The organism is Caballeronia sp. M1242 (assembly GCF_017220215.1).
Taxonomy (GTDB): domain Bacteria; phylum Pseudomonadota; class Gammaproteobacteria; order Burkholderiales; family Burkholderiaceae; genus Caballeronia.
The window spans coordinates 2,679,520-2,705,839 of record NZ_CP071129.1 but is presented as its reverse complement, the minus strand read 5'-3'; the positions used below and the strand labels follow the sequence as shown (position 1 = coordinate 2,705,839).

Genomic DNA, 26,320 nt, shown 5'->3' with positions numbered 1-26,320 from the left:
GTAGTACCCCATCGCGGCACATGCGATTGACGCAAGGACCGACCAACAAGTCCGGCTCAATGACGCTTTCGTCCAGGGCGTCCCTCTAGCGTCGCTGAGCGCGAACAGACGGGCATGACAACGTCGATCCCATTCCGTCGTCGCTCGTGGCGCAGAGTTACATTACCAACGCGCCCCGCGATGTGGTAAGTAAAGCCGCATACGCACGGCGCCTACGACATCGCATCGGGCGTTTAAGACTGTTCTGTGAACCTCGGGCGTCTGCAATCGCCGCCGAGTTCGATGCTGCACCGAACGCTTCGTTACGCGGCGATCTCCCGCTCACGCCGTCGCACTAGCCCGCAAACGCCCGCGCCACGATCCTCGCATGGTCGAACCGCGCCGGCAGCGTGCCGTAGACGCGCCCCGTTTCGCCCCGTGCATCGCCCAGACGCGTTTCGATGAACGCCTGCGCCACGTCCTCCGGCGCATGACGCGCGAGCAACACGCCCTGCGCACATGAGACCAACTGCTGCGCGATGCGCCGCGCCGACGCTTCTCTTTCCGATGCATCGCCCGTCAGCATTCCGATGAGCGCGCCGAGCGCTGCGCCCAGCGCCGGATGCGCGGATGCCGCGTCGCGCCAATCGTCGAGGAGCGCGTGAGCCGCGTCCTGCTCGCGCTCGAACGCGCGCAGCACGTCCAGGCACATCACGTTGCCCGAGCCTTCCCAGATCGAATTGACCGGCGCTTCGCGATAGAAACGCGCCAGCGGGCCGGATTCGACATAGCCGTTTCCGCCCCAGACTTCCATGGCTTCGCCGGTGAATTCGAGCGCGCGCTTGCAGACCCAGAACTTCGCGGCCGGCGTCACGATGCGCCGCCACGCGCGCTCGGACGGCGCGCTTCCTGCCGCCGCGCTCTGCTCGAACGCGCCCGCGAGCCGCATGAACAGCAGCGTCGCGGCTTCTGATTCCAGAGCGAGATCCGCGAGCACGTTGCGCATCAACGGTTGATCGACGAGCCGCGCGCCGAACGCGCTCCGATGCCGCGCGTGATGAATCGCCTGCACGAGCGCCGCGCGCATGAGCGCCGCGCTGCCGATCACGCAGTCGAGCCGCGTGAAGTTCGCCATTTCGATGATCGTCGGCACGCCGCGACCTTCCTCGCCGATCATGACGCCGTAGGCATCCAGGAATTCGACCTCGCTGCTCGCATTCGAGCGATTGCCGAGCTTGTCTTTCAGACGCTGCACGTGAACCGCGTTCTTGCGGCCGTCCGGCGCGAAACGCGGCACATAGAAGCACGACAGCCCGCCTTCGGCCGACGCGCGCGCGAGCACCAGATGCGCGTCGCACTGCGGCGCGGAGAAGAACCATTTGTGTCCGACGAGCCGGTATTCGCCGCCGCGCCCGCCCGCGCCGAGCGGCTCGGCGCGCGTGCGGTTGCTGCGCACGTCCGAGCCGCCCTGCTTTTCGGTCATGCCCATGCCGATCATCATCGACCGCTTGCCGGCGTCGAGCGGAATGTCGCGCCGGTCGTGCTCGCGCGACAGCAGCGGTCCGGCGAGCCGCGCGTACAAAGCCGGTTCGTTGCGCAATACCGGAATGCTGGCGAACGTCATCGTGATCGGACACAGCGAACCGGATTCGAGCTGGCCGTGCAGAAAGTAGCTGGCGCAACGCGCGGCCATGGAGCCGGCGCGGGCGTGCGGTTCGAACGGCAATGCGTGCAGTCCCTCGTGCCGCAGCCGGCGCAGCAGTTCGTGCCACGCGGGATGAAATTCGATCGCGTCGATACGCTCGCCGCGCGCATCGTGCGTCGCGAGTTCCGGCGTATGGCGGTTGGCCAGATCGGCGAGCGCGAGAACATCGGGCTGCGTGAGCGCGCAGCCGTCGCGCGAGAGGGCGTCGGCGTGCCAGCCGGCGCCTTCACGCTCGACCGCCGCCGCCAGCGCGCAATCGGTGGCAAACGCGTCGTAACGCTCGAGCGGGGGCGCCTGATTCGTGACCTCGTGCGTCTGACCGAACCGGCTGGCGGGGGCATCGGCGGATGAAGCATTCATACAGCGGTCTCCTGTCTCGGGCGGCGTCGGAGCCATCTCGAATTCATGAATCATAGGCCGGCGTTTCGGCGCACGGGTAGAGGCATCGCTCTCTTCATTGGCGGCCGGGCGAGTGCGCCCGGTTGTCACAACGACGACAAGTTTTCTGAGGCGCAGTCCTAAAGGCACGAGAGCTGAGACAAATCCGATTGTTCAGTCCGCCATGCCGACTTGCAGGACCCCGAACCTATAATCGTTCGGCCTGAATCGGGCGCTCGGCCCGGTGCAACAACGCTTTTCTGGAAGTATTCTCAATGAGCATCAACCTCAATCAGTCGGTGCAGGGCGCTTTAAACGAAAGCGTGTTGCAGCATCTCGCCGCGCGCGTCGGCTGCGCGCCCGAATCCGCCAAGCGCGTCGTTTCCCTGTGCGGGCCCGCGCTCATCGGCTCGATGATGAACAAGGCGTCGTCGCTCGACGGCGCGCGCAATCTGTTCAACGCGGTCATGTCGCCGGCCGTCAACACCCATATCGCCGAAGAACTGCCGCACTTCGTGCTGAACGAGGACGGCATGCAAACGCTGCTCGCCACGAGCGCATCGGTGGACGGCGCGGTCGCCTCGCACGACAACGTCAACGCGCTCTCCGAACGTATCGCCGAATATTCGGGCGTGCCGGCGCACGTCACGCGCGTTTTGGCCGGCGTGGTCGGCGCGACCATTCTCGGGCTGCTCAAGCGCCACTTCACGCAGCACAACGGTCAGGTCGGCCAGTTGCCCACGCTGCTCGGGCACCAGTTGCCCGTCGTTCGCGCGAACATGACAGACGCCTTCGCGCAGGCGCTCGGCCTCGGCTCGGTCGGCGCGTTTCTGGCCGGCGTGGCGTCGCGGCTGAAGGCGGTGTCGTCGCATCTGGAGCATCCGTCGACGCAGGAAGCCGCCGCGTTCCCGATCCATAGCGACCTCTACCCCGCGCCCGAGAGCGAGGAAACGAAGGACAAGTCGAGCAAGCGCAAGTGGCTGTGGGTGGCGAACGCCGCCGCGCTCGCGCTATTGGCGGCGCTCGTGGCGCGCGGCTGCTCGACGGAAGACAAGCACAAGGACGCCGCGCAGGATGCGCAAGCGGACGCGTCGGCTTCGGGGGCTGCTTCCGATGCGGCGGGCGCCCCCGCGTCGTCCGACGCCGTGGGCGGCGCGGCCGTGGCCAGCCAGGCGTCCATGCCGACGCTGCTGCCGGGCAAGAACGCGCTCGCCGCGATCACCGTCGATGCGTCGGGCGTGCCGACCGTCAAGGCGACCGTCGGCAGCGACGAGGAGCGTCAACGGCTGATCGACCTGATGTCGATGAAGTTCGGCGCGGACAAGTTCCACGCGAACGTGTCGGTCGACCCGGACACGAAGCCTTCGGCATGGCTCGACAAGCTGGACACCCTCGTGCCCGTGATGACCCTGCCGGGCGCGCGCGTGCAGATAGACGGCGACAAGATTGAACTGGCCGGCAAGGCCGCCGACGTCAAACTGGGCTGGCTGGAAAAGCTGAAGGCGCTGTTCGGCTCGGGCTGGAACATCGGTCTCGCGTCGGCGCAGGCGGACGCGGCGGCCTCCAATGCGGCGGCGGCATCGGCTTCAGCGGCATCGGCGGCATCGGCGGCTGCGCCTGCATCCGCTGCGGCAACTGCGGGAACCTGTTCGGCACCTGTCATCGCGCGAATGCTGAACCTCAAGCCCATCCACTTCCGCACCGGTTCGAACACGCCGCCCGCTAGCTCGATGGCGGCGCTCGCGAAGTCCGCGCAGGCACTGAAAGACTGCGACGCCCACGGCGCGCCCATCATGCTGCGAATCGCCGGTTATTCGGACAACACCGGCAGCGCGGCGCTGAACGTCGAATTGTCGAAGAAGCGCGCGGAAGCCGTGCGCGGTTATCTTGTGAAGCACGGCATTCCGGCCAATTCGTTGAAGGCCGAGGGTCTCGGCGAAGTCAATCCGATCGCCGACAACTCGACGCCGGCGGGTCGCATGGCGAATCGCCGCATCGAGTTTACGGAAGTGAACTGACCGGGCCTGGTAATGCGGGCGCGTTGCTTCGCAACGAAAATCAGCCGCCCGCGTCCGCCTTTTTGCCCCGCGTGCGGGCGAAACCATCGGCCATGAAGTCCTGATCGAGGTTGGCGGGCAGCACTTCCCGCGCAACCTCGATCCACGCTTGCGCCGCATGCGACAGATAGCCGTTGCGCCGCCAGCCGAGCGCCATGTCCCAATGAATCTCCGGCGCGACAACCGGCCGGCACGTGAACGCGTCGGTGTCCAGGCGTCGGCAATACGGCGCAGGCAGCAGCGCGATGCCGATTCCCGCCTGCACCAGCGCCGCCATGAAATCCCAATGCCCGCTGCGCCCGACGATAGTGGGCGTGAAGCCCGCCGCGCGGCACGCGTTCATCACGATGTCGTTGAGCGCCAGGCTTTCGCCATAGAACACGAACGGCTCGGCGGCGAGATCCGCCAGCGGCACTTCGCGCACGTCCTCCCAGCGCGCGCCTTTCGGCGCCACGAGCCATAGCAACTGACGGCTGACCGGCAGCACGTCGAACATATCGGTATCGACGGGTTGCAGGACGCCGCCCAACTCCAGTTCGCCGTCCATCAGCGCGGCCTCGATCGCCTTCGATCCGCGCTCAAACAGCTTCAGCTCGACTTTCGGATACCGCCGTCTGAATGCCGCGATGGCCGGCGTGAAAAGCGCGCCGCCCATCGGCGGGATGCCGATGGTGAGCGTTCCCCGCCCAAAGGTGCCGAGGTCATTCAGTTCCGCCTCCAGCCGCGCGTGCGCCGCGAGCACGTCCACGCCGCGTTGGTAGACGATCTGCCCGGCATCGGTCAGCACCATCTGCCGGCCTTCGCGCAACAACAGCGGCGAGCCGACTTCGTCTTCCAGCGCCTTCACCATCTTGCTGATGGTCGGCTGCGTGACGAACATGTGCTCGGCGGCAGCGGTAAAGCTCTTCTGTTTGACGACTTCGACGAAATACCGCAACGCGCGCAGTTCCATGATCGGCCTCAGATTCCGGATTGGAATGAACTGGATAAGGTTAAGTCATTTTTATTATGGAAACGACGGCTCTATACTCGGCTACAGGTTAACCCTAATCGCACACCACGCCATGTCCGTCGTCCTTTCGAATGCAAGCACCACGAACCCTGCTCGCGCCGCTATCAGCCGGTTCGCCCGCGTCGCGGTGCAGGCCGGCGGCATCGCGGTGATCTGGTTCGTCGCCGATTTCGTCGCGCGCAAGCTCGCGTTGCCGGTGCCGGGCGGCGTGGTCGGTCTTGTCGCGTTGCTCGCGCTGCTGTTTTGCGGCGGCGTCGCGCCGCGCTGGGTGAAGGCGGGCGCCGACTGGCTGCTCGGCGACATGCTGTTGTTCTTCATCCCCGCAGCGGTCGCGGCCGTGCAGTACGGCGGCCTGTTCATGGAAGACGGCTGGCGGCTCGCGCTCGTCGTGGTCGCGGGCACGCTGATGGTGATGGTCGCCGTCGCGTTCGCCGTGGATCGCGCCGCGCGCCTCGAACGCCGTCTCGCGTTGCGCCGCGCGCTCGTCGCCCGTCACGCGGCGCGCGCCTCGGCACACGCCTGATCACGGCCATGCACCACTTCTACGCCTCGCTCCTCGCCGACGACGCCGCGCGCCTCATCGCCGCCGGCTGCTTCGTGCTGACGGTCGCGCTGTACTTCGCGTCGAAAAGTCTCTACGCGCGATTCCGCAGCCCGTGGCTCACGCCGATGCTTTCCGCGCCGGCCGTGCTCGCGCTGATCGTCGTGACCGCGCGCATTCCGTATTCGGTCTATTTCGCCGATACGCGCTGGCTCATGTGGCTGCTCGGCCCGGCCACCGTCGCGTTCGCGGTGCCGATCTACGAATACCGCGCGCTTCTGAAGCGCCACTGGATCTCGCTGACGGTCGGCGTCACGGTCGGCATTCTGGTTGCGGTGGGCGGATCGCTCGCGCTCGCGAAGCTCTTGCATCTGTCGCCGGAATTGCAGCGCAGTCTCGCGACGCGCTCGGTGTCCACGCCGTTCGCGCTCGCCGTCTCCGACAAGATTCACGCGCCGAAAGACCTGACCGCGCTCTTCGTGATCGCGACGGGCGTCTGCGGCATGCTCTTCGGCGAGATCGTGCTCGCGCTCGTGCCGCTGCGCACGCGGCTCGCGCGCGGGGCGCTGTTCGGTGCGGCGGCGCATGGCGTCGGCACGGCGAAGGCGCGCGAATTGGGCAGCGAAGAAGGCGTGGTCGCGAGCCTTACCATGATGATCGCGGGCGTCGTGATGGTGCTGCTCGCGCCGGCGCTCTCCGCGCTGCCGTTCTAGGCGCGCGCATCGGTAAAATGCGGCTCACGCGGCGTCGAAGATTTGAATCAGCGTGTGCTGAAACGCAAACGATCCAATAAGACTTTGCTACAATCGTCACTCGCCCCCGAGGAGCGTTGCGACGGTTGAGCGGCTTGCAATAAGCCTCATCCGCCAGGCTCGGTGGCATTCAATCCGGACGGTTCCAAAGCGCCCTAAAAAGCGCCTGCTGAGCCACCGCATTCGAACGGCGCTCACGTCAACATTTCTAGTCTTTTTTAGAAAGGAGGGCGTGATGAACGCCGCAGTTCTCGATTCCAACACCACCCAGGATTTCGTTGTCGCCGACATGTCGCTCGCCGCATGGGGCCGCAAGGAACTTGACATCGCCGAGACGGAAATGCCCGGTCTCGTGCAAATCCGCGAAGAATACAAAGCGCAGCAACCGCTCAAGGGCGCGCGCGTCGCGGGCTCGCTGCACATGACCATCCAGACCGGCGTGCTCATCGAAACGCTGAAGGCGCTGGGCGCGGACGTGCGCTGGGCGTCGTGCAACATTTTCTCGACGCAGGATCACGCGGCCGCCGCGATCGCCGATGGCGGCACGCCGGTGTTCGCGTTCAAGGGCGAATCGCTCGACGAGTACTGGGAATTCTCGCATCGCATTTTCGAATGGCCGAACGGCGAATTCGCCAACATGATTCTCGATGACGGCGGCGACGCCACGCTGCTGTTGATTCTCGGCTCGAAGGCGGAGAAGGACCGCTCGGTCATCGCCAAGCCGACGAACGAGGAAGAAGTCGCGCTGTACAAGTCGATTGCGCGTCACCTCGACGCCGATCCGACGTGGTACTCCACGCGCCTCGCGCACATTCAGGGCGTAACGGAAGAAACGACGACGGGCGTGCATCGCCTGTATCAGATGGAAAAGGACGGCCGCCTGCCGTTCCCGGCCATCAACGTGAATGATTCGGTCACGAAGTCGAAGTTCGACAACCTGTACGGCTGCCGCGAGTCGCTCGTGGACGGCATCAAGCGCGCGACCGACGTGATGATCGCGGGCAAGATCGCGGTCGTGGCCGGTTACGGCGACGTGGGCAAGGGCTGCGCGCAATCGCTGCGCGGTCTGGGCGCAACCGTGTGGGTCACGGAAATCGATCCGATCTGCGCGCTGCAAGCCGCGATGGAAGGCTACCGCGTCGTGACGATGGAATACGCCGCCGACAAGGCCGACATTTTCGTGACGGCGACGGGCAACTACCACGTCATCAACCACGACCACATGAAGGCGATGCGCAATAACGCGATCGTCTGCAACATCGGTCACTTCGATTCGGAAATCGACGTTGCCTCCACGCGCCAGTACACGTGGGACAACATCAAGCCGCAGGTCGATCACATCATCTTCCCGGACGGCAAGCGCATTATTCTGCTGGCCGAAGGGCGTCTGGTGAACCTGGGCTGCGCGACGGGCCATCCGTCGTTCGTCATGTCGAACTCGTTCACGAACCAGACGCTCGCGCAGATCGAACTCTTCACGCAAGGCGACAAGTACGAGAACAAGGTGTACGTGCTGCCGAAGCATCTGGACGAGAAGGTCGCGCGTCTGCATCTGGGCCGCATCGGCGCGGAACTGACCGTGCTGTCGGACGAGCAGGCAGGCTATATCGGCGTCGACAAGAACGGTCCGTTCAAGCCGAACCACTACCGCTATTAATCGCACGCGGCGGCGGGGCCGGCGCGGATGCGCACGCATCCGCGCCGCGCTTTGCCCGAACGACGACAAACCGGAGAACCCTCGATGACCGTGCTGCTGACATGGCTGATCAACGCGCTCGCGCTGCTGATCATCACCTATCTCGTGCCGTCCATTCGCATTCGCAGTTTCGGCACGGCGCTGATCGTCGCGGTGGTGCTCGGGCTGATCAACGCCGTGCTGCGTCCGGTTCTCATCATCCTGACGCTGCCGGTGACCATCCTCACGCTCGGCCTCTTCATCCTCGTGGTGAATGCGCTGTGCTTCTGGCTGTGCTCGTCGCTGCTGAAGGGTTTCGAGGTCTCGGGTTTCTGGTCGGCGTTCTTCGGCTCGATTCTGTACAGCATCGTATCGTGGCTTCTGTCGGCGCTCGTGTTCGGGCAGCGCAACTTCGGCTAGCCGCCGCGCTTTGTGCGCACACATCATCATGAAACCCATCGAACTCTCATTCGAGTTTTTCCCGCCGAAGACGCAGGAAGGCGTGCAGAAGCTGCGCGCCTCGCGCGCGGAGCTTGCGAAGCTCGCGCCGAAGTTCGTCTCCGTGACGTTCGGCGCGGGCGGCTCCACGCAGCAAGGCACGCTCGATACCGTGCTCGAAATGGCGGCCGAAGGCTTGCAGGCCGCGCCGCATCTGTCGTGCATCGGCTCGTCGCGCGAAAGCCTGCGCGCGATCCTCGGCGCGTACCGCGAGCACGGCATTCGCCATATCGTCGCGTTGCGCGGCGACCTGCCTTCGGGCATGGGCGAATTCGGCGAACTGCGTTATGCGTCGGAGCTGGTCGCGTTCATTCGCCAGGAGCACGGCGACTGGTTCCATATCGAAGTGGCCGCGTATCCGGAGTTTCATCCGCAAGCGCGTTCGCCGCGCGCCGATATGGAGAACTTCGCGCGCAAGGTGAAGGCGGGCGCGAACGCCGCGATCACGCAGTACTTCTTCAACGCGGACGCGTATTTCCGGTTCGTCGGCGAAGCGAAGAAGCTGGGCGTGGACGTGCCCATCACGCCGGGCATCATGCCGATCACGAACTTCTCGCAGCTCATGCGCTTCTCCGACATGTGCGGCGCGGAAGTGCCGAGGTGGATCGCGCGGCGTCTGGAAAGCTACGGCGACGACCGCGAGTCCATTCGCGAGTTCGGTCTCGACGTGGTGACGGGCCTGTGCCGCCGCCTGATCGACGACGGCGCGCCCGGACTGCATTTCTACACGCTTAACGGCGCGGCCGCGACCAGGACCATCTGCGAACGGCTCGGTTTTCAAAGCGCCTGAATCTCGCGTTTCTTGCATCACCCGCGCGGCGCTCGCCGCGCGGTTCATTCTTTCCCTCCGTTGTACCGATATCGACGTGGATCGGCACCGGCGCACTCGCGATCGAAACAATCAATGCTATTCAGTAGCTTCGGATTTTCGGAATCTTCAGATTGGGTCGCAGCCGCGTTGATGCGATAAAGGACAGATTCAACGAATCGGAGCGTGTGATGCTCGAATGGTCCAAGACGCAGTGCGTTTCAGTCGTCGTTCCTTGCTTTAATGAAGTGCGAACGCTGGGTCGCGCGCTGGAAAGTTGCCTCAGGCAGCCGGAGGTCGGGCAGGTCATCGTCGTGGACGACGGCTCGCAGGACAACTCCGTTCAGGTCGCGCAATTCTTCGCAATGAAGGACTCACGCGTCGAACTACTAAGACTGCCTGAAAACTTCGGCGCGGCTCGGGCGCGGAATCTCGGCGTGCAGCGCGCCACGCTGCCTGTGCTCGCTTTTCTGGATGCCGACGACGAATACCTGCCATCGGCATTGACCTCCGCCGTCAAGTATCTCCGCGAGCATCGCCAAATGCCCGCCATCAGGCTCAGAGTGCATCTCGCCGGCTATCCCGCAGAGGTCTACGCTTTCGCGAATTTCAACGCTATCGCGTTCAACATGAGCACCGGCATAACGAGTAGCCTGGTGATTCGCCGCGATATGTTCAATCTGATGGGCGGTTTTCCCGAAGACGAGGTTTATCGCCGTTATGGCGGCGAAGATCACGCGCTGCAGTCGGTGATTGTCGAATTGTTCGGATGCGAGCATATGTTCGACCGCCCTCACGTGCGCAACTACTGGCATCCCGAAAGCCACGTGGGGCGATACTTCATCCGAGAAATCAGAGGACTCGAAACACCGGAAGAAAATCAGGAGGTGGCCATCGCGACCGCTGCATTTTCTGAACAGGTGCGTCTCAGGCTGGCAGCGGCCGACGCGATCAAAAGCGCGTCGAATGCCGGGACCGCTCCGTCCGCTCGCGACTCAGCGCTATAAGCCCGCGCCACGTTTCCTCCTTCTCCCGCAACGCTTCGCGCTCTCCTTCTTCGCCCTGCATCCGTGGCGTGACGCGCTTCCTCGCAGAAGCTCGATCCGCCCGCACTGTGGGGAAAACTGTCTACCCACGTCATATTTGTTCGTGCTAGTGTTGCGCCCGGCATTTTCGTCCGCTAACAAAGCGGAGGACGCGATCAAGTAAGATCGCGCTACGCCGGCCAAAAGTCGGCACTGACTTGGAGGAAACATGAAGAAAAATGGCCTGTTGCGAGTCGCCCGCATGTCGGCGCTCATGGGCGCCGTCGCCACGGCAACGCTTTTCGCGGCGAGCGCCGCGAACGCGGCAATCCCGAACAAAACGCTTGTTTACTGCTCGGAAGGCAGCCCCGCCGGTTTCGATCCCGCGCAGTACACCACGGGCACCGATTTCACCGCGAACACCTTCACCGTGTATAACCGCCTCGTCGAATTCGAGCGCGGCGGCACGAAAGTGGAACCGGGTCTCGCGGAAAAGTGGGAAGTCTCGTCGGACGGCCTGACGTACACGTTCCATCTGCGTCACGGCGTGAAATTCCAGACGACGTCCTACTTCAAGCCGACGCGCGAATTCAACGCGGACGACGTGCTCTTCACGTTCAACCGCATGCTCGACCCGAACCAGCCGTTCCGCAAGGCGTACAACGTGCAGTTCCCGTACTTCACGGACCTGGGCCTCGACAAGCTGATCTCGAAGATCGAAAAAGTCGACCCGTACACCGTCAAGTTCACGCTGAAGGAAGTGAGCGCGCCGTTCATTCAGAACATGGCGATGGAGTACGCCTCCATTCTCTCCGCTGAATACGCGGACAAGCTGCTGAAGGACGGCAAGGCCGCCGACATCAACCAGTATCCGCTCGGCACCGGCCCGTTTATCTTCCGCAGCTATACGAAGGACGCGACCATCCGCTTCGACGGCAATCCGGACTACTGGAAGCCGAACGCGGTGCAAATCTCCAAGCTGATCTTCTCGATCACGCCGGACGCCGCCGTGCGCGTGCAGAAGTTGAAGAGCAACGAGTGCCAGGTGATGAGCTATCCGCGCCCGGGCGATATCGCGGCGCTGAAGTCGGCATCGAATGTGGATACGCCGTCGCAGGCCGGTTTCAACGAAGGCTACGTTGCGTATAACGTGACGAAGAGCAATCTCGGCAACGCCGACGTGCGCCGCGCGCTCGACATGGCGATCAACAAGAAGGCGATCATCGATTCCGTGTATCAGGGCGCCGGCCAGCCGGCCACCGCGCCGATGCCGCCGACGCAGTGGTCCTACGACAAGAACCTGAAGGCGAACGCCTACGACACCGCGAAGGCCAAGCAACTGCTCAGCAAGGCGGGTTTCCCGAACGGCTTCGAAATCACGCTGTGGGCCATGCCCGTGCAGCGCGCCTACAACCCGAACGCGCGTCTGATGGCCGAAATGATTCAGGCCGACTGGGCGAAGATCGGCGTGAAGGCGAACATCGTGTCGTATGAGTGGGGCGAGTATTTGAAGCGCGCGCACGCGGGCGAACACGACGCGCTGTTGATCGGCTGGACGGGCGACAACGGCGACCCCGACAACTGGCTCGGCACGCTGCTCGGCTGCGACGCGGTGAAGGGCAGCAACTTCTCGAAGTGGTGCTACAAGCCATTCGACGATCTCGTCGTGAAGGGCCGCTCGACCACGGATGTCGCCGCGCGCACGAAGGCCTACACCGACGCACAGCAGATCTTCGCGCAACAACTGCCGTTCTCGCCGATCGCGCATTCGACCGTCTATCAGCCGGTCAGCAAGAAGGTGACGAACATGAAGATCGAGCCGCTCGGCTACGTGCGTTTCGATGGCGTCGGCCTGCAGTAAGTCTTGCTGGCGGAATGCTTTTTGCACTAAACCTTAACTAGTCGAAACACGTCCGGCGGCGCGGATCAAACGATCCGGCCGCCGGTAGCGTATTTATCCCCAAGAACGAACCAAAGGGCGATCATGTTCCGATTCGTTTTGCGACGCATAGGAATGGTGATACCGACGTTCATCGGCATTACGATTCTCGCGTTCGCGCTCATCCACCTGATCCCGGGCGATCCCATCGAAGTCATGATGGGCGAACGGGGCGTGGACCCGGCGGCCCACGCCGAAGCCATGAAGCGCCTCGGGCTGGACCAGCCGCTGCCGCTTCAATATTTCCACTATGTCGGCCATGCGCTCAAGGGCGATCTCGGCACGTCCATCATCACCAATACGAGCGTGATGGGCGAATTCATGGCGCGCTTTCCGGCGACCGTCGAGCTGTCCATCTGCGCGATGATCTTCGCGCTCGTCGTCGGCTTGCCGGCGGGCGTGGCGGCGGCGCTCAAGCGCGGCACGGCGGTCGATCACGGCGTCATGGGCACCGCGCTCACCGGCTACTCCATGCCGATCTTCTGGTGGGGCTTGATCCTCATCATGTTCTTCTCGGCGAAGCTGGGCTGGACCCCCGTCTCGGGCCGCATCGCGGTGGAATACGACATCCCGCACGTCACCGGCTTCATGCTGATCGACTCGCTCTTTTCGAGCGACGAAGGCGCGTTCACGTCGGCGCTCTCGCATCTGATTCTGCCGACCATCGTGCTCGGCACGATTCCGCTCGCGGTCGTCGCGCGCATGACGCGCTCGTCGATGCTCGAAGTGCTGCGCGAGGACTACATCCGCACCGCGCGCGCAAAGGGCCTTTCGCCGTTGCGCGTGGTCGTCGTGCATGCGCTGCGCAACGCGCTGATTCCGGTCGTGACCGTGATCGGTTTGCAGGTCGGCGCGCTGCTCGCGGGCGCGGTGCTGACCGAGACGCTGTTCTCGTGGCCGGGCGTCGGCAAGTGGCTCATCGACGCCATTTCGCGTCGCGACTATCCGGTCGTGCAAGGCGGCATTCTGATGATCGCGACGCTCGTGATCGTCGTGAATCTGGTCGTCGATCTCTTGTACGGCGTGTTGAATCCGCGCATTCGCCATACTCGCTGAGGAAACATGGTCCCCTACGCTCACACTTGTTCGCTGTCCCCCAAGGGGGCGCATGCCTCATTCGAGGCGGTTCGGCGCGAGGCATAACGAATGGCTGACGTTCAAAACAATATCCCGCCCGGCGCATTGACGCCGCCGTCCGGCCGCATGGTCGCGGCGCGCGAGTTCTGGGCGAACTTCTCGCGCAATCGCGGCGCGGTGGCGGCGGGCATCATCGTGCTCGTGCTGCTCTTTATCGCGATTTTCGCGCCGTTGATCGCGCCGCATAGTCCGATCGAGCAGTATCGCGAGTACGTGAAGATCCCGCCCGCATGGCTCGACGGCGGCAACCGCATGTTTCTGCTCGGCACCGACGAAGCGGGCCGCGACATTCTCTCGCGCCTCATGTACGGCGCGCGGCTGTCGTTCTGGATCGGCTTCGTGTCCGTGGTGCTCGCGCTGATTCCGGGCGTCGTGCTCGGGCTGATGGCCGCGTTCTTCCACTGGCTCGACACGCCGATCATGCGCGTGATGGACGTGCTGCTCGCGCTGCCGTCGCTGCTGCTCGCGGTGGCCGTCGTCGCGATCATCGGGCCGGGGCTCGTCAACACGATGCTCGCCATCGCCATCGTCGCGCTGCCGGGTTACGTGCGTCTCACGCGAGCGTCCGCGCTCGGCGAATTGCAGAAGGAATACGTGACGGCATCGCGCGTGGCAGGCGCGAGCACCGCGCGGCTCATGTTCTCGCAAGTGCTGCCGAACTGCGCCGCGCCGCTCATCGTGCAGGCGACGCTGGGCTTTTCATCGGCGATTCTCGATGCCGCCGCGCTCGGCTTTCTCGGCCTCGGCGTGCAACCGCCCGCGGCGGAGTGGGGCGCCATGCTCGCCTCGGCGCGCGATTACATCGAAAGCGCATGGTGGATCGTGACGATGCCGGGCCTCTCGATTCTCGTCTCGGTGCTCGTCATCAACCTGCTCGGCGACGGGCTGCGCGACGCGCTCGATCCGAAACTGAAACGGATGGCATGACATGACCGATCTACTGACTATCCGTAACCTGCAAGTGACGTTCGGCGGCACGCAAGCGGTCGATCGCATCAACTTATCCGTGAAGCCGGGCGAAGTCGTCGGCGTCGTCGGCGAATCCGGCTCGGGCAAGAGCGTCACGATGATGGCGCTGATGGGCCTCATCGACCATCCCGGCAAAGTCACCGCCGATCAGATCACCTTCGACGGTCACGACCTGCTGAAGGCATCGGCGCGCGCTCGCCGCAAGATCATCGGCAAGGACATCGCGATGGTGTTTCAGGACGCGCTCACGAGCCTGAACCCGAGCTACACCGTCGGTTATCAGATCAAGGAAGTGCTGCGGCTGCACGAAGGCCTGCGCGGCGATGCGCTCAACAAACGCGCGCTCGAACTGCTCGATCAGGTCGGCATTCCGGACGCGAAGAACCGCATCGACACGTTCCCGCATCAGATGTCGGGCGGCATGAATCAGCGCGTGATGATCGCGATGGCGGTCGCGTGCAATCCGAAGCTCCTGATCGCGGACGAACCGACCACCGCGCTCGATGTGACCATTCAGGCGCAGATCATGGAACTGCTCGTGCGCTTGCAGAAGGAGCGCGGCATGGCGCTCGTGCTGATTTCGCACGATCTGGCGGTCGTGTCCGAGGTCGCGCAGCGCGTCGCGGTGATGTACGCGGGCGAGATCATCGAAACGAATCACGTGCCGGCCATCTTCAGCGAGCCGCATCATCCGTACACGGAGGCGTTGCTCGCCGCGATTCCCGAGCACAGCCGCGGCGCGGCGCGTCTCGCGGCGCTGCCGGGCATGGTGCCGGGCCGCGACGACCGGCCGAGCGGCTGTCTGTTCGCGCCGCGCTGCAAGTATGTGGTCGATGACTGCTGGAAGGGCAGGCCGCATCTGTATCAGCTCGACGCGCGGGATGCCGCCGTGCGCGCGCGCTGCATCAAGCCGCTGAATGTGGCGCAGGAAGTCGCGCAAGCGGTGCGCGCCGAACGCGAGGCGCAGATTGTCGAGGAGGGCGCGCGATGAACGCGGTACCGAAGGAAAAGACGCAGGACATCGTGCTCGCCGCCGACCGGCTCACGAAGCACTACACCGTAAAGCGCAGCATGTTCACACAAGGCACGGTGAAGGCGCTCAACGGCGTGTCGTTCGAATTGCAGCGCGGTCGCACGCTCGCGGTCGTCGGCGAATCGGGTTGCGGCAAGTCCACGCTCGCGCGGCAATTGACGATGATCGAAGCGCCTACGTCCGGCCGCTTGCTGATCGAAGGCGAGGACGTCGCGGGCGCGAGCAAGGCGAAAATCGCGGAACTGCGTCAGCGGGTGCAGATGGTGTTTCAGAACCCGTTTGCATCGCTAAATCCGCGCAAGACCGTCGAGCAGACGCTCGGCGAGCCGCTCGCGATCAACACGAAGCTCTCGTCGACGGAACGCGCCGAGCGCATCGCGCAGATGATGCGCACGGTCGGCTTGCGCCCCGAGCACGCGTCGCGCTATCCGCACATGTTTTCGGGCGGGCAGCGTCAGCGCGTGGCGATCGCGCGGGCGATGATTCTCGATCCGCAAATCGTCGTCGCGGACGAACCGGTGTCGGCGCTCGATGTGTCCATTCAGGCGCAGATTCTCAATCTGTTCATGGATCTGCAGCAGCAGTTCGGCACCAGCTACGTGTTCATTTCGCACAACTTGTCGGTGGTCGAGCACATTGCCGACGATGTGATGGTGATGTACTTTGGCGGCATTGCCGAACTGGGCGACAAGAAGACGATCTTCGCGAATCCGCGGCATCCGTACACGCGCTCGCTGATGTCCGCGACGCCCGCGATCTTCGAGGAAGACCGGCGCATCAAGATCAAGCTGCAAGGCGAGATGCCGTCGCCGCTCAATCCCCCGTCGGGCTGCACGTTCCATCAGCGTTGCCCGTATGCGATCGAGCGGTGCCGCGTCGAGGAGCCGGCGCTGCGAGTGGTCGATGGCCGTCAGGTCTCGTGCCATCGCGCCGAGGAGGTCGGTGAAGGCGACGCCTGAATCGCAGGCGGCGCGGCCGGTCGCTGACCGGGCGCGCCGCGTTGCATCGAGTGCGGCGGCGCTCGCGGTTTGCGCGGCGCTGTGGGTCGCGGCGTTGTTTGCTCGCGCGCGATGCATGGTTCTGGCGTCAACGATGGCGTTTGCAATCGGCCTCACCGTTTCACCCGCGAGTTTCGCCGTCACCGGATCGCGTGCGCCGCCGGGCGGCACGCCGCAGCCCGCCGGCGAGGCCAGCGCGACCGACGTGCCCGATCCGCCCGCGCAGCCGTCGCGCGTGGATCGCAGCAATGGCACCACGGCGAGCGGCCCCGTGCGCGCGCAGCCGCCGCACATGCCGTTCTACGTCGCGACGAAGGGCGCGACGACGCTCTACGTGCTCGGCACGCTGCACGTCGGTTTCGCGAGCGACTATCCGCCCGAGCAGCCTTTTCGCCAGTCGATTCTCGCGGCGCTCTATGCGTCGCCGACCCTCGCGCTCGAAATCTCCCCGGACGAACTGCTGTCGTCGCAAGACGACGTGAACCGCTACGGCATGTGCCATAGCGAATGCCTCATCGACTATTTGCCGGATTCCATGTGGAAGAAAGTCGAAGCGCGCATGCGCAGCAATCCGGCTGCGCTGAAGGAACTGCGGCATACGCGGCCTTGGCTCGCGTCGATGCTGATCGAAACCTACGACACGCTGAAGGCCGGCTTCCAGAGCGAGTACGGCACCGAGGCGCAATTGCAGAACGTCTATCTGCGCGTGCGCGGGAAGATCGTCGGATTGGAGACGTTGAACGAGCAGATTTCGACGTTCACGCGGCTCAGCTCCGCGCAGCAACGCGAGATGCTCGCGGAAGATCTGGTGCAGACGCCGGCCGAGAACATCGCCGACGTGAAGGAGCTGCATCGGCTATGGCGTATTGGCGATGCCGACGCGCTCAAGGCCTGGGACGACGCGAAAAGCAGCAAGCTCGCGCGGTCGAAGGCACTCGCCGCGCAAGTGGACAACCGCGTGGTCTACGAGCGCAACCGGCGCTTCGTCGCGCGGATGGTGCAGCTTGCCGCGCCCGACAAGCCGGTGTTCGTGGCCATCGGCGCGCTGCATTTGGGCGGGCCGCGCGGCGTGCTTGAGTTGCTGAGAAAGCGCGGGTTCGTGGTCGCGCCTTCCTGACAATCGAGCGCGACCGCCGCGTCAAATGAACATCAGCCAGTTCAGCAAGAAGATGTTCACGATCAGCAACGTCAGCGCGGTAGGCACCTGCACCTTGATGACCGCGTTCTTGTCCGGCAACTCCAAAAGCGCGGCCGGCACGATGTTGAAGTTCGCGGCCATCGGCGTCATGAGCGTGCCGCAGTAGCCCGAGAACATGCCGATGGCGACCATCGTCGCGGGATTGCCGTGGAACACGCCGACGAGAATCGGCACGCCGACGCCGCCCGTCATCACCGGAAACGCGGCGAAGCCATTGCCCATGACCATCGTGAAAAGCGCCATGCCGATGCAGTACACCGCCACCGCGACGAGCCGGTAATCCATGTTCACGTAAGCCGTCGTGACGTGCGCGACCGCCTTGCCGACGCCCGCATCCGAGAACACGAGCCCGAGCATGCCGAGCATCTGCGGCAGCACGGCGGCCCATGAGAGCGCGTCGATCAGGCGGCGCGTTTCGCGCATCGACTGGCCGACGGTATCGCGCGTCATCACGCACGCCACCGCCAGCGCGATCACGCAGCCGATGCCGAAGCCGATCAGCGTCACGTTCTTCAGTTCGATCAGCGGCTTGCCGCCGAACACGAGATGGCTCGCGCCGAGCGTGAGGATCACGGTGACGACGGGAATCGTCAGCGCGGGCACGAAGAGCTTGTTGCCGAGGCGCATGGCGCTCTGGCGGCGCGTTTCCTCGGAGAGCATCTTCGGCTTCGCGCCGGTGACGCCGCCGAAGCCCGCGATCAGCGCCATCGCCACGACCAGCACGCCGACGACCGACACCGGCAGCCAGTCGCCGATCAGAAAGATGAGCGCATAGACGAGCCAGAACGTGCCCGCCGAAAGCCGCCGCGGATGCGATTTGTCCGTGAGAATCATGCCCGCGACGACCACGAGCACGATGCCGACGAGATAGAACAGATAGTTGATGGTGAGCGTCATGCCTTTTCTCCCGCGACGTTGCGCGTCAGTGCGTCGAGTTCGCGCGTCAGTTGGCGGTCGAGCAGCCACAGCCGGAAGCCGTGGATCAGGAACGCGCAGATGGCCGTGGGGATGCCCCAGACGGCGACGTGCATCGGCTCCACGACAATGCCCGCTTCCTTCAGGAACGTGACCATCAGCACGATCGCGCCGAACGCCACGAAGATGTCTTCGCCGAAGAAGAGGCCCACGTTGTCGGTCGCCGCCGCATACGCGCGCAGCTTGAAGCGCACGGCGTCCGAGAGCTTGCCGTGACGCGCTTCGGTCGCGCCTTCGGCCATCGGCGCGAGAAGCGGCCGCACCATCTGCGGATGACCGCCCAGGCCCGTCAGCCCGACCGCCGCCGTCAGCTCACGCACGAGCAGATAGACGATCAGAAGACGCCCGGCCGTCGCCGCGCGAATGCTCGAAATCCAGATCTGCGCGCGCTCGCGCAGCCCGTGGCGTTCGAGCAGGCCGATCACCGCGAGCGGCAGCAAAATGATGAGCGGAATGTTGCGCGTCTTCAGAAAGCCGCTGCCGATGGCCGTGAGAATGCGCTCCGGCGGAAAGTGCGCCGCCAGGCCGGTGACGATCGCGGCGGCGGCCACGATCAGCATCGGATTGAAGCGCAGCACGAAGCCCACGATGATGACGGCCACGCCAATGAGCGGCCATAAATTGACTGCGGTTGCCATGAGATCTCCAAACGGTTTGTCGATTCAAACATCGCGCCTCGATGCGGGCGCGTGGTGACAGCGAACGACTATCGGCTCTTGCGGCCGCTTGCTAAAACGCCCCGGCAAGGCGGGGCGTTCGATGCTTCAAAAAAGGCTCAGGCGGCTTGAGCGGCGCGAACGCCGATGCCCGCATCCGCGAGCGCGCCGCGAATGCGCCGGGCGAACGCCAGCGCGTGCTCGCCGTCGCCGTGCAGGCAGATGGTCTGCGCGTTGAGCGGCACCCAGTCTCCCGAAACGGCCTGCACGCGCTGGTCGCGGACCATCGAGAGCGTGCGTTCGAGCACGGCGTCTTCGTCGTCGAGCAGCGCGCCCGGCTCCTTGCGCGGCACGAGCGAACCGTCCGCGCGATAACCGCGATCCGCGAACACTTCTTCGATGGCGACGAGCCCCGCGCGCCGCGCCGCGTCGATGAGTCCGCTATTCGCGAGACCGAACACGAGCAGCGACGGATCGAAGTCGCGCACGGCGGCGGCGATGGCATCCGCGATTTCGGGCGTCCTGGCCGCCTGGTTGTAGAGCGCGCCGTGCGGCTTCACATGCGCGATGCGCCCGCCTTCCGCCTTCGCGATCGCCGCGAGCGCGCCGAGTTGATACAGCACGCCGGCGTAGATTTCGTCGGGCGGCAGGTCCATTTCCTTGCGGCCGAAGTTCTCCGGATCATTGAAGCTCGGATGCGCGCCGATCGCGACGCCCTTTTGCACCGCCCAGCGCACGCAGTCGCGCATGGCAGTCGCGCCACCCGCATGCCAGCCGCACGCGATGTTCGCGGAGCTGACGAGGTCGAGCAGGGCTTCGTCGGAGCCGCAGCCTTCGCCGAGATCGGCGTTCAGATCGATCTGCATGATGATGTCGTTTGAAGTAGTCGTTGCGTTGCGTTGTCCTTCATCGCCCGATGCGTTCTTCGTGCATGGCGATGGCCGTTTCCACCTGGCTCACGTACTGGCGTTCTTCGGCGAGCGCGTGGCGCGCTTCCTCCACCGATGTCTCGACGAAGCGCACGCCGCCGTTCAGCCGCACTTGCGCGAGCTTCCACAAGTCGGCCTTGATGACCGCCCCGATCTTCGGATAGCCGCCCGTGGTCTGCGCGTCGCCCATGAGGATGATCGGCTGGCCGTTCGGCGGAACCTGAATCGTGCCGGGCAGCACCGCGTGCGAGAGCAGTTCCGTCTTCGCGCGGCGCTCGAGCGGCGTGCCGGCGAGCCGGAAGCCCATGCGGTTGCTATTCGGCGTGATGGTCCATTCGTCGTCCCAGAAGTCGCGCTGCGACTCGTCGGTGAAGCTCGCGTACTCCGGGCCGCGCAGCACGCGGATCGGCGCGGCCCACGCGAGGCCGGGCGCGTGGCGGCCGCGACGCACGGGTTCATCGACGAGAACGAACTTGCACCACGCGGGCGCTTTCACGCCGAACGCGGGTTCTTCCGGCGAGAACGCGATGCCTTTGTGCGGCTGCGGCACGCCAACCGGCAAGCGATCGCCGTCGCGCAGCGCGCGTCCGCCGAGTCCGCCGAAGCACGCGCCGAGATCGGTGCTGCGCGAGCCGAGCATCGGCAACACGTCGATGCCGCCCGCGATGCACACGTAGCAGCGCATGCCGCGCTTGGCCGCCCGCAGCGTCAGTTCCTGGCCCGCGCGAACAGGCAGGCTCCACCACGAATAGACCGGCACGTCGTCGAGCGTCGCGCCGAAGTCCGTGCCCGTGATGGCGATGCGCGTCGCGCGCTTGAAGCGCAGCACGGTCGGCCCGAACGTCACTTCGATGCCCGCCGCATCCGGCCGGTTGCCGACGATGCGATTGCCGATTTCGAGCGACAGCGCATCGAGCGCACCGCCCGAACTGACGCCGAGATGCCGGTAACCGGGGCGGCCCAGGTCCTGCACCGAGGAGAGCACGCCCGCGCGAATCACGTCGATCATGCGCGCACCTCCACCGCGGTGAAGCGCACACGGTCGCCGGGCTGCATCAGCGTCGGCGGATTGCGCGCCGGGTCGAAGAGCTTCACGTCCGTGCGGCCGAGCAGTTGCCAGCCTCCCGGCGACGTCGCCGGATAAATGCCCGTCTGCGCCCCGCCGATGCCAACCGATCCCGCCGGCACTTCGAGACGCGGCTCGCGGCGGCGCGGCATGTGCAGCGCGGGATCGAGCCCGCCGAGATAGGCGAAGCCCGGCTGGAAGCCGAGAAAGAACACGATGTATTCGGCTTGCGTATGACGCTTCACGACTTCATCGACCGACAAGCCGACGTGCTCGGCCAGCGCCACGAGGTCGGGGCCGTCGTCGCCGCCGTAGCGCACCGGAATGTCTATCTGCGTGCCTTCCGTGTCGGCGTGGCCCGCGACGTCCCATTGCGCGTCGAGTTGCGCCGCGAGGCTGTCGTAGTCGGCCTCGAGCGGATCGAACACGATCGTCAGATTGTTCATGCCCGGCACGACTTCCACGACATGCGGCAAGAGGCGCGCGTAATCCGCGAGCGTCCAGATGCGGCGCTGGCAGTCGATCGTGGCGGGCGGCGCGACGTCGCAGACGAGCGCGCTTTCGCCGAGCGGATAGATTCGTGGTCTGGTCATGCGTTCGAGTATGTCCTTCGAGCACGGCGGCGTTTTCGTGGGAGACCGCTTTCGCCACGCCGTCTCAGAATGTTACATTGTCAATAAATTATCAAGAAATTATCAATACGCGTTTGTCTGGAGTGTGGCGCGAACGCATTGCGCTACACTGCGACGCACTTTTCTACGGTCATCGCCATGTCGCGTCAGCCAACCAAGATCGTGTCGTCCGAGCACCTCGTCTCCGAAACCAGCGCGGAACTCTCCGAATTCGAGTACGCGCTCATCATGGCGAGCAACGCGTTCAACCGATGGATGGTGCGCTGCATGTCGGCGGCGGGCGCGAAGGACATGACGGCGGTGGAAGTGTCGCTGCTGCATCACGTGAACCATCGCGACCGCAAGAAGAAGCTCGCGGACATCTGCTTCGTGCTGAATATCGAGGACACGCATGTGGCGACCTACGCGCTCAAGAAACTCGTGACGCGCGGCTATGTGACGAGCGAGAAGGCCGGCAAGGAAGTGTTCTTCACGACGACACCGGCGGGGCGCGAGCTGTGCGGCAAGTACCGCGAGGTGCGGGAAAGCTGCTTGATTTCCGCGCTGCGCGAAAGCCGGCTGACCAACGAACAGATCGGCGAGGCGGCGCAACTGATGCGCAACGCATCCGGCCTCTACGACACCGCCGCGCGCGCGGCAGCGTCGCTCTAGGCGCGACTCAGTAGCGCGCCGCTTCGGTGACGATCGCATCGAGCGGCATGTCGTGCGATTCGCGCGGCAGCGCGCCGAGCTTGCCCATTTCATACGCTATGCCGATGGTCGCGGGCTTCTTCGCGACCGGCCACGCGGCGAGCGTGCGGTCGTAATAGCCGCCGCCGTAGCCGAGGCGGTATCGGTCCGAATCGAACCCGACGCACGGCACGAGCAGCAATTCAGGCACCACGACTCTCTCTTCTTCCGGCACCGGAATGCGATAGCGGCCCGGCTTCATCGGCGATTGCGCGTGCCATGCGTGAAAGGCCATCGGCGCATGCGGCTGCACGACGACCGGCAGCGCGGCCTCGCGATCATCGTCCGATGCGAGCCAATCCGCGATGACCGCGCGCGCGTCGAATTCGCCCGCCACCGGCCAGTAAAAACCGATGCGCCGGACCGCGCGCTCATCGAGCAGCGCGCGCAGCCGTTCGCCCAGCGCCGCGTTGCGCGCCGCTTGCGCCGGGTCTTCGGCTTGCGCCTCGCGGCGCGCGAGCAGCGTGGCGCGCAGGGCGCTCTTCGGCTCCGCGCGGACAGGTTCCGCGCAAACGTTGCGTGCTATGCTTTCAACCGATCTTTGGACCACCTCGCGCTCCAGTAATAACGATGTCAAAACGCTTCAACCGAGTATATCTTGCGGTCGGTTACGCCCTTGCCGCCGCGACGCTCGTCGCCTGCGGAACGGCCTCGGCCGTGCGCCCGGACGCCGACTTTTCGCCGTCCGCCGACGACCGCGTCTTCATGCAGTTGCGCGAGGCGGCCCGGGCGAACGACGCCGGCCGTGCCGCCGCGCTCGCCGCGCAAATTCCGAATTATCCGGCGCCGGGTTACGTCGAATACTTCACGATCAAGCCGCAGCTTTTCGATGCGCAAGGCCACGCGCGCCCGGACGCGCCCGACGCGCCAGTGCTCTCGTTCCTGCAACGCTACGACGGTCAGGCCATTGCCGACCGCATGCGCAACGACTACCTCGTGGTGCTCGGCGGCCGTCACGACTGGCGCAACTTCGAGCAGCAATATTCCCGCTTCGTGCTCAATGACGACACACAGGTCAAATGCTATGCGCTCGAAGCGCGGCAGTCGCGCGGCGAGAACATTGCGGAGGCGGCGCGCGCGCTGCTCGTCGATCCGAAATGGTACGGCGACGGCTGCGTCGATCTGATCGCGGCACTCGCGGAGTCGGGCCAGTTCACGAGCGATGACATCTGGCAGCAGATCCGCCTCGCCTATGAGCAAAACTACACGACGACCGGCGCGAATATCGTCGATGCGCTCGGTCAGGAACGGCCGAAGCCCGAACTGCTCGACAACGCCGTCAACAAGCCGCCGCTGTATCTCGCGCGCGGCGTCATGCCGAACACGCCGGCGCATCAACTGACGCTGCTCGCGATCACGCGCCTCGCGCGCAACGATCCGGCGATGGCCGCGGCCACGTTCAGCTCCGTCGCGCCGAGTCTCACGCCGGCGGAGCGCGCGATCGGCTGGGGCACCATCGGCTATCAGGCGGCGTTGAAGCGCATGCCGTCGGCGGCGGACTGGTACCGGCTGTCGGCAAATGCGCCGTTGTCGAATCCGGCGTACGAATGGCGCACGCGCAGCGCGCTGCTCGCGGGCGACTGGAACATGGTGCGCTGGTCCGTCGAGCAGATGCCGCCCACGCTGCGCAGCCAGCCCGCGTGGGTCTACTGGCATGCGCGCGCCGTCAAGCAGGCGGGCGACGCGGCCACGGCGAACCAGGAATTCCAGAGCATCGCGGATCAATACAACTTCTACGGCCAGCTCGCGCTGGAAGAACTCGGCCAGAAGATCACGCTGCCGCCGCGCACGACCGTCTCGGACGCCGAGATCGCGCAGATGCAGTCGGTGCCGGGCTTCGCGCTGTCGCAGCGTTTCTATGCGCTCAACATGCGGCTGGAAGGCAATCGCGAATGGAACTGGCCGCTGCGCAGCATGACTGACCGCCAGTTGCTTGCCGCCGCGCAATATGCAAAGCGCATCGAGTTGTACGACCGCACGGTGAACACCGCCGACAAGACCAAGACCGAGCACGATTTCACGCTGCGGTATCTGTCACCGTTCCGCGAGATCGTCGAGCGCGACGCGCAAAGCACCGGGCTCGACACCGAGTGGGCCTACGGTCTGATTCGCCAGGAGTCGCGCTTCATCATCAATGCGCGCTCGGAAGTGGGCGCGGGCGGCCTCATGCAGTTGATGCCCGGCACGGCGCAACTCGTTGCGAAGAAGATCGGTCTCGGCTCGCTGTCGCGCGCGCAGATGAACGACATCGACACCAACATTCTGCTCGGCACGAACTACCTGTCGATGATCTACAATCAGTTCGACAACTCGCCGGTGCTCGCCACCGCCGGCTACAACGCCGGTCCGGGCAGGCCGCGCCAATGGCGGCAGGATTTGCGCGCGCCGGTTGAGGGCGCGGTTTTTGCTGAAACCATTCCGTTTTCCGAGACGCGCGATTACGTGAAGAACGTGCTGTCGAACACCGTGTACTACGCGGCGCTGTTCGAAGGCCGTCCGCAATCGCTGAAGGCGCGGCTGGGTTATATCGCGCCGTAAGCGCGCTTCACGCCACGCCGCGCTCGGCCATCCGTTCATCGGAAGCACGCGCGGCGGCTCGTCCTTACCTCGTAGCCCCGCATTCGTCAGCGCAAGCGGACAGCCGCGACACAAGAGGCGAACATGCAACATCAGAACGTGGCGATCATCGGCGGCTCCGGCTTTATCGGCAGCCATCTCGTCAACGCGCTGGTCGATCTCGGCAAGAACGTCCGGATTGCGACACGGCGTCGCTCGAACGCCGCGCATCTCACGTTATTGCCCGTGGACGTGCTCGAAACCGATGTCCACGATCCCATCAAGCTCGCCGCGTTCGTCGCGGAAGCCGATGCGGTCATCAATCTCGTCGGCGTGCTTCAAGGGCGGCGCGGCGATCCGTACGGCCCCGAGTTCGCGCGGGCGCATGTCGAACTGCCGCGCAAGATCGTCGCGGCGTGCGCGGCGAAGGGCGTGCGCAGGCTCATTCATATGAGCGCGATCGGCGCGGACTCCGAAGGTCCGAGCATGTATCTGCGTTCGAAGGGCGATGGCGAGAAGCAGGTCCGCGAATCCGGCCTCGACTGGACCATTTTCCGCAGTTCGGTCGTGTTCGGTCCCGAGGACAATCTGCTCAACCAGTTTGCGTTTCTCGAACGGCTCTTTCCGGTGATTCCGCTTGCCTGCGCCGACGCCGAATTCCAGCCGGTTTTCGTCGGCGATGTCGCGAAGGCCATCGTCAACGTGCTCGACCTCGATGCCGCGAACCGCATGGTCTACGAACTGGCGGGCCCCGCCGTCTATACGCTCGCGGAACTCGTGCGCTTCGCGGGCGCGACCATCGGCAAGCGTGCGCGCATCGTCAAGCTGCCGGAGAGTCTTGGCCGTCTTCAGGCGATGACGCTCGAAATGGCGCCCGGCGAACCGCTGATGTCGCGCGACAACCTGGATTCGATGAAGACGCCGAGCATTGCGAGCGGGCCGCTCGCGCCGGAACTGGGCATCGGCGAGCCGGCGAGCATCGAGGCCATCGCGCCGCTGTATCTCACCGGCATGTCGCCGCGTTCGCGCTTCAATACTTTCCGCGCCACGGCGCACCGTTGATTCCCCGACCG

General features: G+C 64.9%; 24 protein-coding genes and 1 riboswitch. Of the genes, 16 read left to right on the top strand and 8 right to left on the bottom strand.

Annotation, left to right across the window (positions count from 1 at the left end; all coding sequences use genetic code 11):
- Positions 1-334 precede the first annotated feature (334 nt).
- On the bottom strand, positions 335-2,044 hold the full coding sequence (locus JYK05_RS12665; RefSeq protein WP_206467206.1) for an isovaleryl-CoA dehydrogenase: 1,710 nt from the start codon (positions 2,042-2,044) through the stop codon (positions 335-337).
- Positions 2,045-2,337: 293 nt separating this feature from the next.
- Here JYK05_RS12665 and JYK05_RS12660 point away from each other — a divergent pair, with 293 nt between their 5' ends.
- Positions 2,338-4,080, top strand: a complete 1,743-nt coding sequence (locus JYK05_RS12660; protein WP_206467205.1) for an OmpA family protein — start codon at positions 2,338-2,340, stop codon at positions 4,078-4,080.
- Positions 4,081-4,120: 40 nt separating this feature from the next.
- On the opposite strand, the gene JYK05_RS12655 is transcribed toward JYK05_RS12660, so the two are convergent.
- Positions 4,121-5,071, bottom strand: a complete 951-nt coding sequence (locus JYK05_RS12655; RefSeq protein WP_175938510.1) for a LysR family transcriptional regulator — start codon at positions 5,069-5,071, stop codon at positions 4,121-4,123.
- Between the two features lie 112 nt (positions 5,072-5,183).
- On the opposite strand from JYK05_RS12655, the gene JYK05_RS12650 reads away from it, so the two are divergent.
- From JYK05_RS12650 to JYK05_RS12595, 12 genes are all read left to right on the top strand, one after another.
- Positions 5,184-5,654: a CidA/LrgA family protein gene (locus JYK05_RS12650; RefSeq protein WP_175938509.1), complete on the top strand. Its 471-nt coding sequence runs from the start codon at positions 5,184-5,186 to the stop codon at positions 5,652-5,654.
- 8 nt (positions 5,655-5,662) lie between these two features.
- On the top strand, positions 5,663-6,385 hold the full coding sequence (locus tag JYK05_RS12645; protein WP_175938507.1) for an LrgB family protein: 723 nt from the start codon (positions 5,663-5,665) through the stop codon (positions 6,383-6,385).
- 102 nt (positions 6,386-6,487) lie between these two features.
- A riboswitch (S-adenosyl-L-homocysteine riboswitch) is annotated at positions 6,488-6,627 on the top strand.
- 32 nt (positions 6,628-6,659) lie between these two features.
- On the top strand, positions 6,660-8,081 hold the full coding sequence (gene ahcY / locus JYK05_RS12640; protein WP_175938505.1) for an adenosylhomocysteinase: 1,422 nt from the start codon (positions 6,660-6,662) through the stop codon (positions 8,079-8,081).
- An 84-nt stretch (positions 8,082-8,165) separates the two neighbouring features.
- On the top strand, positions 8,166-8,519 hold the full coding sequence (locus JYK05_RS12635) for a phage holin family protein (RefSeq protein WP_206467204.1): 354 nt from the start codon (positions 8,166-8,168) through the stop codon (positions 8,517-8,519).
- Positions 8,520-8,547: 28 nt separating this feature from the next.
- Complete coding sequence (gene metF, locus JYK05_RS12630) at positions 8,548-9,387, top strand: methylenetetrahydrofolate reductase [NAD(P)H] (protein ID WP_175938501.1); 840 nt, start codon at positions 8,548-8,550, stop codon at positions 9,385-9,387.
- 209 nt (positions 9,388-9,596) lie between these two features.
- Positions 9,597-10,412, top strand: coding sequence for a glycosyltransferase family 2 protein (locus JYK05_RS12625; protein ID WP_206467203.1), 816 nt, complete (start codon positions 9,597-9,599; stop codon positions 10,410-10,412).
- 247 nt (positions 10,413-10,659) lie between these two features.
- Positions 10,660-12,291, top strand: coding sequence for an ABC transporter substrate-binding protein (locus JYK05_RS12620; RefSeq protein ID WP_175938497.1), 1,632 nt, complete (start codon positions 10,660-10,662; stop codon positions 12,289-12,291).
- A gap of 123 nt (positions 12,292-12,414) precedes the next feature.
- On the top strand, positions 12,415-13,425 hold the full coding sequence (locus JYK05_RS12615; RefSeq protein WP_206467202.1) for an ABC transporter permease subunit: 1,011 nt from the start codon (positions 12,415-12,417) through the stop codon (positions 13,423-13,425).
- A gap of 90 nt (positions 13,426-13,515) precedes the next feature.
- Complete coding sequence (locus JYK05_RS12610; protein WP_175938494.1) at positions 13,516-14,433, top strand: ABC transporter permease subunit; 918 nt, start codon at positions 13,516-13,518, stop codon at positions 14,431-14,433.
- Position 14,434: 1 nt separating this feature from the next.
- Positions 14,435-15,466: an ABC transporter ATP-binding protein gene (locus tag JYK05_RS12605; protein ID WP_206467201.1), complete on the top strand. Its 1,032-nt coding sequence runs from the start codon at positions 14,435-14,437 to the stop codon at positions 15,464-15,466.
- Positions 15,463-16,467: a peptide ABC transporter ATP-binding protein gene (locus tag JYK05_RS12600; RefSeq protein WP_175938490.1), complete on the top strand. Its 1,005-nt coding sequence runs from the start codon at positions 15,463-15,465 to the stop codon at positions 16,465-16,467. The genes JYK05_RS12605 and JYK05_RS12600 overlap by 4 nt, the downstream gene beginning before the upstream one ends.
- Positions 16,412-17,623: a TraB/GumN family protein gene (locus JYK05_RS12595; RefSeq protein ID WP_206467200.1), complete on the top strand. Its 1,212-nt coding sequence runs from the start codon at positions 16,412-16,414 to the stop codon at positions 17,621-17,623. Before JYK05_RS12600 ends, JYK05_RS12595 begins: the two co-directional genes overlap by 56 nt.
- Before the next feature lie 21 nt (positions 17,624-17,644).
- Here JYK05_RS12595 and JYK05_RS12590 read toward each other — a convergent pair whose 3' ends face one another.
- The 5 genes from JYK05_RS12590 to pxpB form a co-directional block, all read right to left on the bottom strand.
- Positions 17,645-18,601 carry a DUF979 domain-containing protein gene (locus tag JYK05_RS12590; protein WP_206467199.1) on the bottom strand — a complete coding sequence of 319 codons (957 nt, stop codon included), beginning with the start codon at positions 18,599-18,601 and terminating at the stop codon, positions 17,645-17,647.
- Positions 18,598-19,317, bottom strand: coding sequence for a DUF969 domain-containing protein (locus JYK05_RS12585; RefSeq protein WP_175938485.1), 720 nt, complete (start codon positions 19,315-19,317; stop codon positions 18,598-18,600). Before JYK05_RS12585 ends, JYK05_RS12590 begins: the two co-directional genes overlap by 4 nt.
- A 137-nt stretch (positions 19,318-19,454) precedes the next feature.
- On the bottom strand, positions 19,455-20,201 hold the full coding sequence (gene pxpA, locus JYK05_RS12580; protein WP_175938483.1) for a 5-oxoprolinase subunit PxpA: 747 nt from the start codon (positions 20,199-20,201) through the stop codon (positions 19,455-19,457).
- Positions 20,202-20,241: 40 nt separating this feature from the next.
- Positions 20,242-21,273 carry a biotin-dependent carboxyltransferase family protein gene (locus JYK05_RS12575; RefSeq protein ID WP_175938481.1) on the bottom strand — a complete coding sequence of 344 codons (1,032 nt, stop codon included), beginning with the start codon at positions 21,271-21,273 and terminating at the stop codon, positions 20,242-20,244.
- A complete protein-coding gene (gene pxpB, locus JYK05_RS12570; protein ID WP_175938479.1) occupies positions 21,270-21,923 on the bottom strand; it encodes a 5-oxoprolinase subunit PxpB in 654 nt (217 codons plus the stop codon). The genes JYK05_RS12575 and pxpB overlap by 4 nt, the downstream gene beginning before the upstream one ends.
- 177 nt (positions 21,924-22,100) lie before the next feature.
- Here pxpB and JYK05_RS12565 point away from each other — a divergent pair, with 177 nt between their 5' ends.
- The gene (locus tag JYK05_RS12565; RefSeq protein WP_175938477.1) at positions 22,101-22,613 is read left to right on the top strand and encodes a winged helix DNA-binding protein; all 513 of its coding nucleotides are present in this window, start codon (positions 22,101-22,103) and stop codon (positions 22,611-22,613) included.
- 7 nt (positions 22,614-22,620) lie between these two features.
- Here the strand turns inward: JYK05_RS12565 and JYK05_RS12560 are convergent, their stop codons facing one another.
- Entirely contained in the window at positions 22,621-23,253 is a 633-nt protein-coding gene (locus JYK05_RS12560; protein WP_371826423.1) for a 5-formyltetrahydrofolate cyclo-ligase, read from the bottom strand.
- A gap of 8 nt (positions 23,254-23,261) precedes the next feature.
- Between JYK05_RS12560 and JYK05_RS12555 the strand changes: the two genes are divergently transcribed.
- Both JYK05_RS12555 and JYK05_RS12550 read left to right on the top strand, forming a co-directional pair.
- Positions 23,262-25,229 carry a lytic transglycosylase domain-containing protein gene (locus tag JYK05_RS12555; RefSeq protein ID WP_206467197.1) on the top strand — a complete coding sequence of 656 codons (1,968 nt, stop codon included), beginning with the start codon at positions 23,262-23,264 and terminating at the stop codon, positions 25,227-25,229.
- A gap of 123 nt (positions 25,230-25,352) precedes the next feature.
- Positions 25,353-26,309 (top strand): complex I NDUFA9 subunit family protein, encoded by a 957-nt coding sequence (locus JYK05_RS12550; RefSeq protein ID WP_206467196.1) that lies wholly within the window; start codon positions 25,353-25,355, stop codon positions 26,307-26,309.
- Positions 26,310-26,320: the final 11 nt, after the last annotated feature.